Source organism: Streptomyces sp. NPDC045968 (assembly GCF_056430475.1).
The window spans coordinates 546,482-561,144 of sequence record NZ_JBWKLF010000001.1; the positions used below are offsets into that span (position 1 = coordinate 546,482).

Sequence of the window (14,663 nt, forward strand, 5' to 3'; positions counted from 1 at the left end):
GACCGGACCGCGGACCCGGTGGGACTCCACTGCGCGGACCCGTGCGCCCTCGTGCGGCAGACGACAACTCCCTGACAAGGGAAGGGGAACCGAATGAGACGCAGCAGATTCGGCATCGGTGCGGCGCTGGCCGCGGGCGCCCTCGCCGTGAGCGGACTGGCGCTCGCGCCGGCCGCGACGGCGGTGACACCGACGGACGCCAAGGCGGACTACGACTGCGGGAGCTTCGGCGGTGGCGGCGCCAACCTCCGTGCCGTGCAGTCGGGCAGCAGCATCACCATCACCGTCAGCACCTCGGTCGTCACACCTCTCCCCATCGGGGCGGGCGCCGCGACCACCACGCTCAAGCTGACCCGTAACGGCGGTCCGGCGACGGCCACCTTCGCGGGCAGCAGCAACCCGTCCATCCCGGCGTTCAGCGCGTTCCGCAGCGGGCCGCTGACCAGCGCCACCGCTTTCGCTCCCGGCGACACCCTCGACTCGTACTTCGCGGGTACCGCGCTCACGCTCCAGATCTTCGGTACGACGGTCGCCTGCGAAGCGGTCACCTCGCAGACCCCGGGTCCGTTCGTCGTCAACTGACCGGACCGGGAGGCGCCCACGGCCGCTGCCGCCGCACCAATCGGCGGCAGCGGCCCACCGGCGTTTCTGTCATCCGGTGAGTGCCGATCCTCCCGCGGCCTCGGTGAAGCTGTCAGCACCTGATGGGTCATCAGATGCGACGTTTCGAGTCCCTTGACTTCTTCCGCGGGCCGGTCGTCAATGGCCGCCCGTAGGCGCAGAAGTACCGCAGAGCCGCTGCGCCCACACCCTCAGGAGGGGGTAGGAACCATGGCAAATCCGGTACCGCCGAGCCGAAGATCCGCCGGGCGAAGGCGCCGTTGGGCGGCAGTTGTGGGGGTGACCGCACTCGCGGTCACCGGGGGAGGGCTGCTGGCACCGGCCGCCGGTGCCACGGCGACGGCGTCCGTGGCGGTGGACTTCGCCACCCGCTGCGTGCCACCGCCCATCGCCGGTATCCCGCCGATCGAGGGCACGACCACGGCACGGATCACCGTCGACAACGCCGCTCCCGCGGTGGGCGACACGGTCACGGTGACCTACGAGGTCGTCAAGCCGGCGGCCAGCAACCCCGTGGACCTGCCCCTGCCCGCCGACATCATGACGCCCACCGGGAAGCTCACCCTGACCGGAGCCCAGACCGGCTCCGTCACCGTCACCGGGCCGAAGAAGAACGCACCGGTGCCCGGCCTGGGCGAGTTCCCCGCCTTCGCGATGACCGGCACCTTCGTGGTCACCGCCCCCGGCGCGATCAAGCTGTCGCCGGGCGACTACAACATCCACACCAGCTATCTCATGGAGCTGGACACCCCCTGCACCGTGAAGAGCCCGCCCGCACCCGTCTCCGAGACGATCATCGCGACCGGCGGCGGCGGTCCGGTCAACGAACGGGCCATCACGCTCGGCGCGGCCTCCGGAAAGCCCGGCGACCGGGTGACCGTCACCGGGACCGGATTCACCCCGGACGCCGAGGTGACCGTCGCAGGCTGGAACGGTTCCGCGCCGACCGCCGACAAGATCACGTCCAAGGCGGCTGCCAACGGCGGCTTCACCTTCCGGCCGAAGATCACCGATCCGGCGACGATCGGCATCGTCGCCTTCGAGGGCGCGGGCTGGGACCCGGCGAAGGGCGCTGGACCCGCCGCGTACACCCTCGTCGGCGACGTGCCCCCGCTCAGTCAGCGGATCGACTCCCTGGTGAAGGGCGGCAGCCTGTCCATGACCCAGGCCGGTGACACCGTGCGGCTGACGGCTGTCGACTTCGGCCGGGGCGGTGCCTCCACCGGAGCCCTGAACACGGTGACGGTCAAGGACTTCCGCGGCGGACCCGCGGGCTGGTCCCTGACCGGCAGAGTCACCGACTTCACCGGTCCCGGCGGGGCGGCGATCGACGCCGGGGAGCTGAGCTGGGCCCCGGCCTGCGCGACCAAGGCGGGCAGCCCCAGCACGTGCGCCGCCGGCTCCGAGGGCACGGTCGGCAGTGCGGGCGCCACCCTGGCGTCCACCCCGAACGCCGCGTTCACCGGCGGCGAGTTCACCGTCGACGCGGGACTCTCGCTGGACGTACCAGAGTTCACGGCCCCCGGCGCCTACTCCGGTGTCCTGACCCTCACCCTCACCTGACACCCACGGCAGGCCGGACGCGCACCCGTCCGGCCCGCCCCGAACCCGGGGGTTCCGCACCGTGCGCAGACTGTCCGCACTGCTCCTGGCCGTGATCGCGTTCCTGTACGCCGCCCCGGGCGCCGCCCGGGCCGCCGACAACGGGGAGTGGTCCGTCGAGCCCGCGTCCTCCGGGGGCGGCCGCCCGTACTTCTACCTCTCCACCGGCTCCGGCACCACCCTCACCGACCGGGTCACCGTGACCAACAGGACCGCCCGCCCGATGACCTTCCTGCTGTACGCCGCCGACGCGTACAACACGGCACGTGACGGCGGCTTCGCCGTCCGCACCCGCGACGAGCCCCGGCGGGGCGTCGGCGCCTGGGCGAAGCCGGCCCGCGACCGGATCACGGTCCCCGCACGCTCCTCGGTCACGGTCCCGTACACCCTCACCGTCCCCGAGACCGCCGAGCCCGGCGACCACCCGGGCGCGATCGTGGCCCTCGACGAGCGCGTCGGCGCCGGCGGACAGGGCGCTGTCGCCGTCGGCGTGCAGAGGGCGGTCGGCGCCCGGATCCATCTGCGGGTGAACGGGCCGACCATGCCCGCCCTCACCGTCGACGACCTCTCGGTCGAGCACACCCGGCCCCTGATCCCGGGCACCGGGCCGAGCCGGGCGGTCATCTCGTACACCCTCCACAACCGCGGCAACGTCACACTCAACCCCAAGGTCGCCCTGAAGGCCGAGGGCCTCTTCGGCCGGACGCTCCTCGCCCGCGACCTGAAGAAGATCCCCTCCGAACTGCTGCCCCGCCAGAAGGTCCGGCTGACCGAACCCTGGGCCGGCGCGCCCCAGCTGGAATGGGGCCGGATCGAGCTCACCGCGGGCGCCCGGGACACCCGGGAGACCGCGGCGGTCTCGTACGTCGCGCTGCCCTGGCCGTTCGCGGCGGTCCTGCTGGTGATCGTCGCGACGGGTACGGGCCTGTGGATACGGGCACGTCGGCGCCGTCCGCCAGCCTCCTGAGGCATCCGCGACAAGGTCCGCGGCGGCCCGTTGTACGCCGCAGCCGCCGCGATCGGGGAGAATGGGCGCCATGAGCGCTCGTACCCTTGAGAACAACGCCCCCCACCGGGCCGGCTTCGCCTGCTTCGTGGGCCGCCCCAACGCGGGCAAGTCCACCCTCACGAACGCTCTGGTCGGTCAGAAGGTGGCGATCACCTCGAACCGCCCCCAGACCACCCGGCACACGGTGCGCGGCATCGTGCACCGTGAGGACGCGCAGCTGATCCTGGTCGACACCCCCGGCCTCCACAAGCCGCGCACGCTGCTCGGAGAGCGGCTGAACGACGTCGTGCGGACGACCTGGGCCGAGGTCGACGTCATCGGCTTCTGCCTGCCCGCCGACCAGAAGCTGGGCCCCGGCGACAAGTTCATCATCAAGGAACTCGCGGGGATCAAGAAGACTCCGAAGATCGCGATCATCACCAAGACCGACCTCGTCGACTCCAAGGCGCTCGCCGAGCAGCTGCTGGCCGTCTCCCGCCTCGGCGAGGAGCTCGGCTTCGAGTGGGCCGAGATCATCCCGGTCTCCGCGGTCAAGGGCGACCAGGTGGAGCTGCTGGCCGATCTGATCGCCCCGCTGCTCCCGGAGAGCCCTCCGCTCTACCCGGAGGGCGACCTCACCGACGAGCCCGAGATGGTCATGGTCGCGGAACTGATCCGCGAGGCCGCGCTGGAAGGCGTACGGGACGAGCTGCCGCACTCGATCGCGGTGGTCGTCGAGGAGATGCTGCCGCGCGAGGACCGGCCCGCGGACAAGCCGCTGCTGGACATCCACGCGAACGTCTACATCGAGCGGCCCAGCCAGAAGGGCATCATCATCGGCCCGCAGGGCAAGCGGCTGAAGGAAGTCGGCACGAAGTCGCGCAAGCACATCGAGGCGCTGCTCGGCACGCCGGTCTATCTGGACCTGCACGTCAAGGTCGCCAAGGACTGGCAGCGCGACCCGAAGCAGCTGCGCAAGCTGGGGTTCTAGCGGGTCCGGGGTTCCGGCGGTCTCACGCGCCCTCCTTGAGGACGCGTGAGATCAGTGTGCGCTGGGCCTCGGTCAGTTCGGGGTCCGCGCAGTGGACGATGCGGTCGCCGACCGTGATCCGGTAGCGGAAGCCGTCCGGGACCGCTGCGGGCTTGCTCCGGCCGGTGGTGAGGGCGGATTCGGCCAGGGCCTCCCACTCCGCGGCGTCGGGCAGGTCCGAGGTGTTCACCTCGCGGTGGCGTGCGATGCCGGCGAATCCGCCTGTCCGGCTCACCTGAATCCGCATAGTCCCCTGCCTTTTCCGGTGGTGCGCGAGTGGGTGGGCGTGCCGTGTCCTCCAACGCAGGACGGGCTCGAAAGATGCCCTCAACCGCCGGGCCGGCTCAAAAGGACGTCCTCAAGCGCCTGACGGGCTCGAGGCTGTGGGTACGCCCACCTCCGACCAGGCCTTGGTCACCGCCTCCGCCTCGTCGCCCGCGCCGAACCGGCTCTTCGCCGCCGACACGGTCAGTCGCGCGAAGGCCGCGAAGTCCGCGTCCGAGGCCAGTTCGCCGCCGGTCAGTACGTCGAACCAGATCTGGCCCGCCCGCTCCCACGCGTTGCCGCCGAGCGCGGTGGCCAGCAGGTAGAACGCGCGGTTGGGGATGCCCGAGTTGAGGTGGACCCCGCCGTTGTCCTCCTCCGTCTCGATGTAGTCGTCCATCGTCGCGGGCTGCGGGTCCTTGCCGAGTACGTCGTCGTCGTACGCCGTGCCCGGTGCCTTCATCGAGCGCAGGGCGACCCCGCTGACCCGGGGCGCCAGCAGCCCCGCACCGATCAGCCAGTCACCCTCCCGCGCGCTCTGGCCCAGCGAGTACTGCTTCACCAGCGCGCCGAAGACGTCCGAGACGGACTCGTTGAGCGCGCCCGGCTGGCCCTCGTAGACGAGGTTGGCCGTGTACTGGGTCAGTCCGTGCGCCAGCTCGTGGGCGATCACATCGATGGCGACGGTGAAGTCGAGGAAGATCTCACCGTCCCCGTCGCCGAAGACCATCTGCTCGCCGTCGAAGAACGCGTTGTTGTACTGCTCCCCGTAGTGCACGGAGCCGATGAGCGGCAGTCCGTTCCCGTCGATGGAACTGCGGCCGTACTCCTTGTGCAGCAGCTCGAAGGTGGCGCCGAGCCCCGCGTACGCCCGGTTGACGCTCGCGTCCCGGGTGGCCTTCTCGCCCTCGTCGCGGACCTTGCGGCCCGGCAGGGCGGTGCCGTGCCGGCAGTCGTACAGGGTGCGGTGCGGTGTGGTGGGGGGAGTGCCCGCGGTGACCCGGCCGGTGGGAGCGGTGGCCAGGGCGGTCAGTCGGCGGTGGGCGCGCTTGGCGCCGTCGGCCTCCAGGGTCCGGCGTGCGGGGCCGGCGAGGAGAGGGTCGTCCGACTGGGACAGCTTGTCGAGGATCTGGGGCGGCACGATGGTGCAGAGGACGGGGCTGAACCCGTGGTGCGGTCGAAGCTGCATGAGGAAAACTGTGGCAGTCCGTGATGTCGCTGTCACTGCTTGCGACGACGATTGACGAAATGGAGTGATGAGTCACCGTTCACCCGTTACCGACGGCGTGATCCCGCATACTGATACGGCACCGCCGTCCCGGGCGCCCTCGGGTAGTCTCGCCGCATCATGCGTTTCGGGCTGCTCCTCCTTAGCTGCCGCGGCGAGGGCCTGTAGTCGTAGGCCGACCCCCTCCCCGCGGAGTCCGGTGTTGCAGCGACACAGTCGGCCGTCCCCTTGCCCGGACCCCGAGGAGCCCTACGCCATGACCGCCGTAAACCCCGTCGAGAACGCCGTCGGCCGGCCCACGCCCGTCACCAACGCCACGCAGCTCCAGAAGCCCTCCGGGATGCCCGTCCACAAGTACGGCCAGTACGAGGCCGTGGACATCCCCGACCGCACGTGGCCGGAGCAGCGGATCACCCGGGCGCCCCGCTGGCTGTCCACCGATCTGCGCGACGGCAACCAGGCCCTGATCGACCCGATGTCCCCGGCCCGCAAGCGCGAGATGTTCGATCTGCTCGTACGCATGGGCTACAAGGAGATCGAGGTCGGTTTCCCGTCCTCCGGCGACACCGACTTCAACTTCGTGCGCTCCATCATCGAAGAGGGCGCGATCCCCGAGGACGTGACGATCTCCGTCCTGACGCAGGCCCGCGAGGACCTGATCGAGCGCACCGTGGAGTCCCTGCGCGGCGCCCACCGGGCCACCGTGCACCTGTACAACGCCACGGCGCCGACCTTCCGCCGGGTCGTCTTCCGCGGTTCCAAGGACGACATCAAGCAGATCGCCGTCGACGGCACCCGTCTGGTGATGGAGTACGCCGAGAAGATCCTCGGCCCGGAGACGATCTTCGGTTACCAGTACAGCCCGGAGATCTTCACCGACACCGAGCTGGACTTCGCCCTGGAGGTCTGCGAGGCCGTCTGTGACGTCTGGCAGCCGGAGGCGGGCCGGGAGATCATCCTGAACCTGCCCGCCACCGTGGAGCGCTCGACCCCGTCGACGCACGCTGACCGCTTCGAGTGGATGTCGCGCCACCTGACCCGCCGCGAGTACATCTGCCTGTCGGTCCACCCGCACAACGACCGCGGCACCGCCGTCGCCGCCGCCGAACTGGCGATCATGGCGGGCGCGGACCGGATCGAGGGCTGCCTGTTCGGGCAGGGCGAGCGCACCGGCAACGTCGACCTGGTCACGCTGGGCATGAACCTGTTCTCGCAGGGCGTCGACCCGCAGATCGACTTCTCGCAGATCGACGAGATCCGCCGCACGTCCGAGTACTGCAACCAGATGGAGGTCCACCCGCGCCACCCCTACGCGGGCGACCTGGTCTACACCGCCTTCTCCGGCTCCCACCAGGACGCCATCAAGAAGGGCTTCGACGCCATGGAGGCCGACGCGGCCGCCCGGGGCAACGGCGTGACCGTCGACGATCTCGAGTGGGCCGTGCCGTACCTGCCGATCGACCCGAAGGACGTCGGCCGCTCCTACGAGGCCGTCATCCGGGTCAACTCGCAGTCCGGCAAGGGCGGGATCGCCTACGTCCTGAAGAACGACCACAAGCTGGATCTGCCGCGCCGGATGCAGATCGAATTCTCCCGGATCATTCAGGCCAAGACCGACGCGGAGGGCGGCGAGGTCACGCCGACGCAGATCTGGTCGACGTTCCGGGACGAGTACCTGCCCAACCCCGAGAACGCCTGGGGGCGCGTACAGATCCGCTCCGGCCAGACCACCACCGACACCGACGGCAAGGACACGCTGACCGTCGAGGCGACCGTGGACGGTACGGACACCGTGCTGACCGGCACCGGGAACGGTCCGATCTCCGCGTTCTTCGAAGCGCTGCAGGCCGTCGGTATCGACGCCCGCCTGCTGGACTACACCGAGCACACGATGAGCGAGGGCGCGAGCGCCCAGGCCGCCTCGTACATCGAGTGCGCGATCGACGGCAGGGTGCTGTGGGGCATCGGTATCGACGCCAACACCACGCGTGCCTCGCTCAAGGCGGTCGTCTCCGCGGTCAACCGCGCGACGCGATAACGGCCGGCCGGCGTTCGGCTCCCCTGCGGACGAACGTGCGAAAAGCCGCGTAACCCCGTGGTTCCGGAACCCCGCTCACCTGCTCAGGGTGGGCGGGGTTCGGCCATCTCCGAGGGTTGTGACATCCGAGATGCTGACGTCGCATCACGGGTGTGGCTAACATCACGTCCAACACGGCAATGTTGCCGGAGCGTTACGGAGGTGTGCGACGTGCGGTCAGCCCAAGGACAACGCGCCATAAGACTGCGTATCTATGGCATCCGCACCGTCTGGGACACCGTGGGCGACGGGGAGTTCTTCTGCCCCGGCTGCGGGGGCGACCGCAACTACCGGCGCCTCACCGGGCGTCGCCGTTTCGCCGTCCTCGGGGTGCCGCTGCTGCGGCGCGGCAGTGCCGGGCCGGTCGTCGAATGCGCTGTGTGCCGGGACCACTTCCCGACGGACGCCCTCGACCACCCCACCACCACCCGGTTCTCCGCGATGCTCCGGGACGCCGTGCACACCGTCACCCTGGGTGTCCTCGCGGCCGGCGGTACGGGCTCCCGCACGGTCCTGGACACCGCGGTCGCCACCGTGCGCGACGCCGGGGTCGAGGACTGCACCCAGGAACAGCTCTCCATCATCGTCGAGGTGCTCGCCGCCGACACCGGGCACGGGCCCGGCTCCGACCCGGCGGCGGAGGCGTGCGGCGCGACCCTCGCGATCGAGCTGCACGAGGTGCTGAAGCCGCTCGCTCCTCATCTGGCCGCGGCGGGGCGGGAGTCGGTGCTGCTCCAGGGGGCGCGGATCGCGCTGGCCGACGGGCCGTACAGTCCGGCGGAGCGCGAGGTGCTGACCACGGTGGGCAGTGCGTTGTCCTTGTGCGCGGAGGATACGGCCCGGTTGCTGGCTGCTGCGGCGCGCACGCCCTCCTAGGGCGCGTCCTCAAGCGCCGGACGGGTGTACTCCCCCGGGAGTAGTCCCGGTTCCGTGTCACCCCGGGCAGTAGCCGTGAAGTCGGTCCCTCGTGTGACGCATGCGCCCTTCCCCGCCGGGAGTCTGGACGTGAGCCGGACACCGTCCAGGAGGGGAGGGCCCGCGTCATGGGGGCCGATACGGAAATGAGTGGGCTGCGGACACGGCCGGGGGTGCGGCGGGCGTTGCCTTGGGTCGTCGTCGCGTTCTGGGTCGCCCTGATCGCGGTCGCCGGACCGTTCGCGGGCAAGCTCGGGGACGTACAGCGTGACCGTGCCGTCGACTACCTGCCGGCGAACGCCGACTCCACGCAGGTCGCGAAGATCCAGGACACGCTGCCCGGGGGCGAGTCCACCGACCTCGTCCTCGTCTACCACCGCGACAGCGGGCTGACCCCCGCCGACCGGGCCACGGCGAGCGAGCAGACCGCCGCGATCGCCGGCAGCCATCAGCTGAGTGCCGTGCCCCGGGCCGTGCCGTCCGAGGACGGTACGACGCTGATGTACGCGGTCTCCTCGACCGAGCCCGGGCAGGACGAGGAGGTCAGAGCCGCGTTCGTCGGCGAGATCCGCGAGACCGCCAGGGGGAGCGGCGGGCTGGGCGTGGAGGTCGGCGGCCCGGGGGCGCTGACCGCCGACGCCCAGGAGGTCTACGGCTCGCTCGGTGGACCGCTGCTCTACACGACCGTCGCCGTCGTCGCGATCCTGCTGATCCTGATCTACCGCAGCCCGTTCCTCTGGCTGGTGCCCCTCGTCGTCGCCGGGATGGCCGACTTCCTGTCGATGGCCGTGGCGTACGGACTCAACCGGGGCTTCGACGTCACGGTCAGCGGCCAGAGCTCCGGCGTGATGACCATCCTGGTCTTCGGCGCGGGGACCGACTACGCACTGCTCCTCGTCGCCAGGTACCGCGAGGAACTGGGCCGCTTCACCCGGCCCTACGACGCCATGGCCGCCGCCCTGCGCGGCTGCGGGCCCGCCGTGGTCGCCTCGTCGGGGACCGTCGCCGCCGGGCTGCTCTGCCTGATGGCGGCCGACCTCAACAGCAGCCGGGGGATGGGCCCCATCGCGGCCGTGGGGGTGCTGTGCGCCCTGTTCGCCATGCTGACCCTGCTGCCCGCCCTGCTGGTGGTGCTGGGCCGCCGCGTCTTCTGGCCGGTCGTTCCCGCGTACGGGAGCGTGCCCAGGCGGCGCCGTTCGCTGTTCGCCGCGATGGGCGGCTCCGCCGGGCGCAGGCCCGTCGCCGTGCTCGTGTCCGGGGGCGTCCTGCTGGGCGCGCTGTCCCTCGGCGTCTTCGCCCTGCCCGGTGACCTCAAGCAGGAGGACTTCTTCACCAGCACGCCGGACTCGATCGCCGCCATGGAGACGCTCGGCAGTGCCTACCCCGACAGCGGAACCCAGCCGATCACCGTGATCGCGCCCACCGCCCGGGCCGAGGAGACCCTCGCGGAGGCCCGCGGCACCGAGGGCGTCGCCTCCGTCGAACGCGGCCGGAGCGGCGGCGGATGGACCGAACTGTCCGTCGTCCCCCGGGACAGGCCCGAGTCGGCCGGGGAGCGGGCCACCATCGAGGCCCTGCGCGGCGCCCTGGCCGGCAGCCACGTGGGCGGGCCCAGCGCCCAGCAGCTGGACCTGGAGGAGACCAACGCCCGTGACCTGAAGGTCGTCGTGCCGCTCGTGATCCTCTCCGTCCTGCTGATCCTCGTCGTGCTGCTGCGCAGCCTCGTCGCCCCGCTCATGCTCGTCGCCGCCGTCGTCGCCGTCTGGGGAGCCTCGCTCGGCATCGCCGGACTGGTCTTCGAACCGCTTCTCGGGTTCGAGGGCACCGATCCGGGACTGCCGCTGCTCTCCTTCGTCTTCCTGGTGGCACTCGGCGTCGACTACGGCATCTTCCTGATGCACCGCATGCGGGAGGAGTCCCTCTCCGGTGCCGGACCGACGGACGCCGCGCTCACCGCGCTGCGGACCACGGGCGCGGTGATCGCCTCGGCCGGACTGGTGCTCGCGGCGACCTTCGGGGTGCTGATGAGCATGCCGATGGTGGCGCTGGCCGAACTGGGCTTCGTCATCGCGGTCGGGGTGCTGCTCGACACCTTCCTGGTCCGCACGTATCTGGTGACCTCGGCGAGCGTGGCCCTGGGGCGCAGGGTGTGGTGGCCCGGCGCACTCAGCCAAAAGCCCCCGGCCGCCGGACCGGACGCGCCCCGCGAACCGGAACTCGTCGTGACCCGCTGACGGTGTCCGTACCCATGCCGGAGGATGGCAGCGTGTCCGCACCCCGAACCGCGCGCCTCAGCGAGCGCGTCCTGGCCGTCGTCAACCGCGACCCCATGGACGCCCCGCACAAGCTGCGCACCGACGCCCTCATCGCGGGGGGCGCCGGTGCGCTCTCCGTCGTACTCGCCCTCGTCACCGACGCCGGGCGGGTCCCGGACGCGCTCGGCTGGGTCCTGCTGCTGGGCAGCGCCCTGGCGCTGGTGTGGCGGCGCACCAGTCCGGTCGTCGTCCTGCTGGCGATGGTCCCGGTCCTCATGGCGTACCACGCACTCGACAACGCGCACTCGGGGCCGATGCCGCAGACCTTCATCGCGCTCTACACCGTCGCGGTGACCGGCAGGCCGCTGCGCACGATCCTGACCGGCGTGGTCGTGCTCGGTGCCATGGTGTCGGTGGTCACCGGCATCGACGCCCACCGGGGACTCGAACTCCTGCGGATCTCCGGCTGGATCATCGCCGTGCTGTTCTTCGGCGTCGACGTCCGCTTCTACCGCCGGTACGTCGCCTCGATGGTGGAGCGCGCCGAACGGGCCGAACGCACCCGCGAGGAGGAGGCCGCGCGCCGGGTGGCCGAGGAGCGGCTGCGGATCGCCCGTGATCTGCACGACCTGCTGGCCCACAGCATCACCGTGATCGGCGTGCAGACCTCGGTGGCCTCGCACATCCTGACCGTCGACCCGGAGCGTCTGGACCGGGCGGCGGTCGCCAGGTCCCTCGACGACATCGCCGAGACCTGCCGCGAGGCCCGCGCCGAACTGCGCACCACCCTCCAGGTCCTGCGTGCGGGGTCCGGCGAGAGCGACGGGCCGCTGCCGGACCTGGCCGCACTCCCGGGACTCGTACGGGCCGCCGAGGCGGCCGGGGCGCGGGTGGACCTCTCGGTACGGACCCCGCCGGGCCGGCTCGCCCCGGCGACCGGGGCCGCCGCCTACCGGATCGTGCAGGAGTCCCTGACCAACGCGGTACGGCATGCGGGGCCCGGCGTACGGATCACGGTGGCCGTCGAACCCGAGCCCGGGGAGCCCGCGCTGCGGGTCACGGTCACCGACGACGGCCCGGGCCCCCAGGAGGGCCCTGCGGGGCCCGGGTTCGGCATCGTGGGGATGCGCGAGCGGGCGCGCAGTACGGGCGGCACGCTGCGCGTGGGGCCGCGCCCCGGTGGCGGGTTCGAGGTCGCGGCGGTGCTGCCGATCCAGGAGAGCGCGGCGGCCCCCGCCGACGACGTGACGGTGCGGGCCCGGGAGAACGCGCAGGCCCCCGTCGGCGCCGACGTGACGGTGCGGGGGGCGGCGCTGTGATCCGGGTCCTGCTCGCCGACGACCAGACGCTCGTCCGGGCCGCCTTCGCGATGCTCGTCGAGTCCGACCCCGGTATGACGGTCGTCGGTCAGGCGGGCAACGGCCTGGAAGCGGTCGCACTGGCCCGCAGCGCACGGGCCGACCTCGTCGTCATGGACATCCGGATGCCCGACCTCGACGGCATCGAAGCCACCCGCCTCATCGCCGCCGACGAGGACCTGGCCGGGGTGAAGGTGCTGGTGCTGACGACATACGACACCGACGAACACGTCGTCGAGGCGCTGCGCGCGGGTGCTTCGGGCTTCCTGGTCAAGGACACCAGACCGGCCGAGCTCCTCGCGGCCATCACCACGGTGGCCGCGGGCGAGGCCCTTCTCTCGCCCGGTCCCACGGCCCGGCTGATCGCCCGGGTGCTGAGCGCCCCGACGCCGCCGGCCCCGGGTCTCGCGGGCGGCCCGGACTGCCTCACGGACCGCGAACGCCAGGTGCTCGGTCTCGTCGCGCGGGGCCTGAACAACACCGAGATCGCGGAGACCCTGGGCCTCAGCCCGCTCACCGCGAAGACCCATGTGAGCCGGATCATGGGCAAACTGGGCGCCCGGGACCGCGCCCAGCTGGTCATCGTGGCGTACGAGTCAGGGCTCGTCGTGCCGGCCGCGGGTCCCGGAAGCGGCGGAGAGCGATGACCGGGGCCGGCCCGGACCCCCGGTGGGCGACAATGGGCGCATGAGCTTGTTCCGGGACGACGGCGTCGTGCTGCGTACGCAGAAACTGGGCGAGGCCGACCGGATCATCACGATCCTGACCCGCGGCCACGGCCGGGTGCGTGCCGTCGCGCGCGGTGTGCGCCGCACCAAATCCAAATTCGGGGCCAGGCTCGAACCCTTCTCCCACGTGGACGTGCAGTTCTTCGCCCGCGGCAGCGAACTGGTCGGCCGCGGTCTTCCTCTGTGCACCCAGAGCGAGACGATCGCTCCGTACGGCGGAGGCATCGTCGCCGACTACGCCCGCTACACCGCGGGCACCGCGATGCTGGAGACCGCCGAACGGTTCACCGACCACGAGGGCGAGCCCGCGGTCCAGCAGTACCTGCTGCTCGTCGGCGGGCTGCGCACCCTCTCCCGCGCGGAGCACGCGCCCAACCTGATCCTCGACGCGTTCCTGCTGCGTTCCCTCGCCGTGAACGGCTACGCACCCAGCTTCGACGACTGCGCGAAGTGCGGAATGCCCGGTCCGAACCGGTTCTTCTCCGTCGCGGCGGGCGGCGTCATATGCGGCGACTGCCGGGTGCCCGGCAGCGTCGTACCCTCTGCTGAGGCCGTCACCCTGCTGAGCGCGCTGCTCACCGGCGACTGGGAGACGGCGGACGCGTGCGAGGCGCGTCATGTCAGGGAGGGGAGCGGGCTGGTGTCCGCCTATCTGCACTGGCATCTGGAGCGGGGACTGCGCTCGCTGCGGTACGTAGAGAAGTGACACAGGGAGACGAAGAAGCTCATGGCAGTACGCGGGATTCTCGGCGGCCGTAACCGGCGCACCTTCAAGACCCCCGAGCCGCACCCCTCCGGCGCCACACCCCCGAAGATCCCCGGGGAGCTGGTGCCCAAGCACGTGGCCGTCGTGATGGACGGCAACGGCCGCTGGGCCAAGGAGCGGGGCCTCCCGCGCACCGAGGGCCACAAGGTCGGTGAGGGCGTCGTCATGGACGTCCTCAAGGGCTGTATCGAGATGGGTGTCAAGAACCTCTCGCTGTACGCCTTCTCCACCGAGAACTGGAAGCGCTCGCCGGACGAGGTGAAGTTCCTGATGAACTTCAACCGGGACGTCATCCGCCGCCGCCGCGACGAGATGGACGAGCTGGGCATCCGCATCCGCTGGGTGGGCCGGATGCCGAAGCTGTGGAAGTCCGTCGTCCAGGAGCTCCAGGTCGCCCAGGAGCAGACGAAGGACAACGACAGGATGACGCTGTACTTCTGCGTCAACTACGGCGGCCGGGCCGAGATCGCCGACGCCGCGCAGCGCATCGCGCAGGACGTCGCGGCCGGGAAGCTCGACCCGGCGAAGGTCAACGAGAAGACGTTCGCGAAGTACATCTACTACCCGGACATGCCGGACGTGGACCTCTTCGTGCGTCCCAGCGGCGAGCAGCGCACGTCCAACTACCTGATCTGGCAGAGCGCGTACGCCGAGATGGTCTTCCAGGACGTCCTGTGGCCCGACTTCGACCGCCGTGACCTGTGGCGGGCCTGCCTGGAGTACGCCCAGCGCGACCGCCGCTTCGGCGGGGCGGTGGAGGCGGGAACCGCCGAGGGCCCGACCGGCTGACCCTGCCGCCGCGCTCCCGCCCCGGGACATGTGCGGGGCGGG

The 14,663-nt window shown here is 71.3% G+C and carries 13 protein-coding genes; 11 read left to right on the forward strand and 2 right to left on the reverse strand.

Going from position 1 to position 14,663, the window contains the following annotated elements:
- Positions 1-93 precede the first annotated feature (93 nt).
- The 4 genes from AC07FA_RS02265 to era all read left to right on the forward strand — a co-directional run bounded on the left by AC07FA_RS02265 (position 94) and on the right by era (position 4,202).
- Complete coding sequence (locus AC07FA_RS02265; RefSeq protein WP_479072777.1) at positions 94-582, forward strand: hypothetical protein; 489 nt, start codon at positions 94-96, stop codon at positions 580-582.
- 249 nt (positions 583-831) lie between these two features.
- Entirely contained in the window at positions 832-2,184 is a 1,353-nt protein-coding gene (locus tag AC07FA_RS02270; RefSeq protein WP_479072778.1) for a WxL domain-containing protein, read from the forward strand.
- Positions 2,185-2,245: 61 nt separating this feature from the next.
- The gene (locus AC07FA_RS02275) at positions 2,246-3,190 is read left to right on the forward strand and encodes a DUF916 domain-containing protein (protein ID WP_479072779.1); all 945 of its coding nucleotides are present in this window, start codon (positions 2,246-2,248) and stop codon (positions 3,188-3,190) included.
- Between the two features lie 61 nt (positions 3,191-3,251).
- Complete coding sequence (gene era, locus AC07FA_RS02280; RefSeq protein WP_479072780.1) at positions 3,252-4,202, forward strand: GTPase Era; 951 nt, start codon at positions 3,252-3,254, stop codon at positions 4,200-4,202.
- A 22-nt stretch (positions 4,203-4,224) separates the two neighbouring features.
- On the opposite strand, the gene AC07FA_RS02285 is transcribed toward era, so the two are convergent.
- Positions 4,225-4,488: a protealysin inhibitor emfourin gene (locus tag AC07FA_RS02285; RefSeq protein ID WP_479072781.1), complete on the reverse strand. Its 264-nt coding sequence runs from the start codon at positions 4,486-4,488 to the stop codon at positions 4,225-4,227.
- 111 nt (positions 4,489-4,599) lie between these two features.
- Positions 4,600-5,694, reverse strand: a complete 1,095-nt coding sequence (locus AC07FA_RS02290; protein WP_479072782.1) for a M4 family metallopeptidase — start codon at positions 5,692-5,694, stop codon at positions 4,600-4,602.
- A gap of 295 nt (positions 5,695-5,989) precedes the next feature.
- Between AC07FA_RS02290 and leuA the strand changes: the two genes are divergently transcribed.
- The 7 genes from leuA (at position 5,990) to AC07FA_RS02325 (ending at position 14,621) form a co-directional block, all read left to right on the forward strand.
- Positions 5,990-7,771 carry a 2-isopropylmalate synthase gene (leuA, locus tag AC07FA_RS02295; protein ID WP_479072783.1) on the forward strand — a complete coding sequence of 594 codons (1,782 nt, stop codon included), beginning with the start codon at positions 5,990-5,992 and terminating at the stop codon, positions 7,769-7,771.
- A gap of 210 nt (positions 7,772-7,981) precedes the next feature.
- Positions 7,982-8,686, forward strand: coding sequence for a tellurite resistance TerB family protein (locus tag AC07FA_RS02300; RefSeq protein ID WP_479072784.1), 705 nt, complete (start codon positions 7,982-7,984; stop codon positions 8,684-8,686).
- A gap of 185 nt (positions 8,687-8,871) precedes the next feature.
- Positions 8,872-10,959, forward strand: coding sequence for an MMPL family transporter (locus tag AC07FA_RS02305; RefSeq protein ID WP_479073421.1), 2,088 nt, complete (start codon positions 8,872-8,874; stop codon positions 10,957-10,959).
- A 14-nt stretch (positions 10,960-10,973) separates the two neighbouring features.
- A complete protein-coding gene (locus AC07FA_RS02310; protein WP_479072785.1) occupies positions 10,974-12,299 on the forward strand; it encodes a sensor histidine kinase in 1,326 nt (441 codons plus the stop codon).
- Positions 12,296-12,985, forward strand: a complete 690-nt coding sequence (locus AC07FA_RS02315; RefSeq protein WP_479072786.1) for a response regulator — start codon at positions 12,296-12,298, stop codon at positions 12,983-12,985. Before AC07FA_RS02310 ends, AC07FA_RS02315 begins: the two co-directional genes overlap by 4 nt.
- A gap of 40 nt (positions 12,986-13,025) precedes the next feature.
- Positions 13,026-13,772, forward strand: a complete 747-nt coding sequence (recO, locus tag AC07FA_RS02320; protein WP_479072787.1) for a DNA repair protein RecO — start codon at positions 13,026-13,028, stop codon at positions 13,770-13,772.
- Positions 13,773-13,793: 21 nt separating this feature from the next.
- A complete protein-coding gene (locus tag AC07FA_RS02325; RefSeq protein WP_479072788.1) occupies positions 13,794-14,621 on the forward strand; it encodes an isoprenyl transferase in 828 nt (275 codons plus the stop codon).
- The last annotated feature ends 42 nt before the right edge of the window (positions 14,622-14,663 follow it).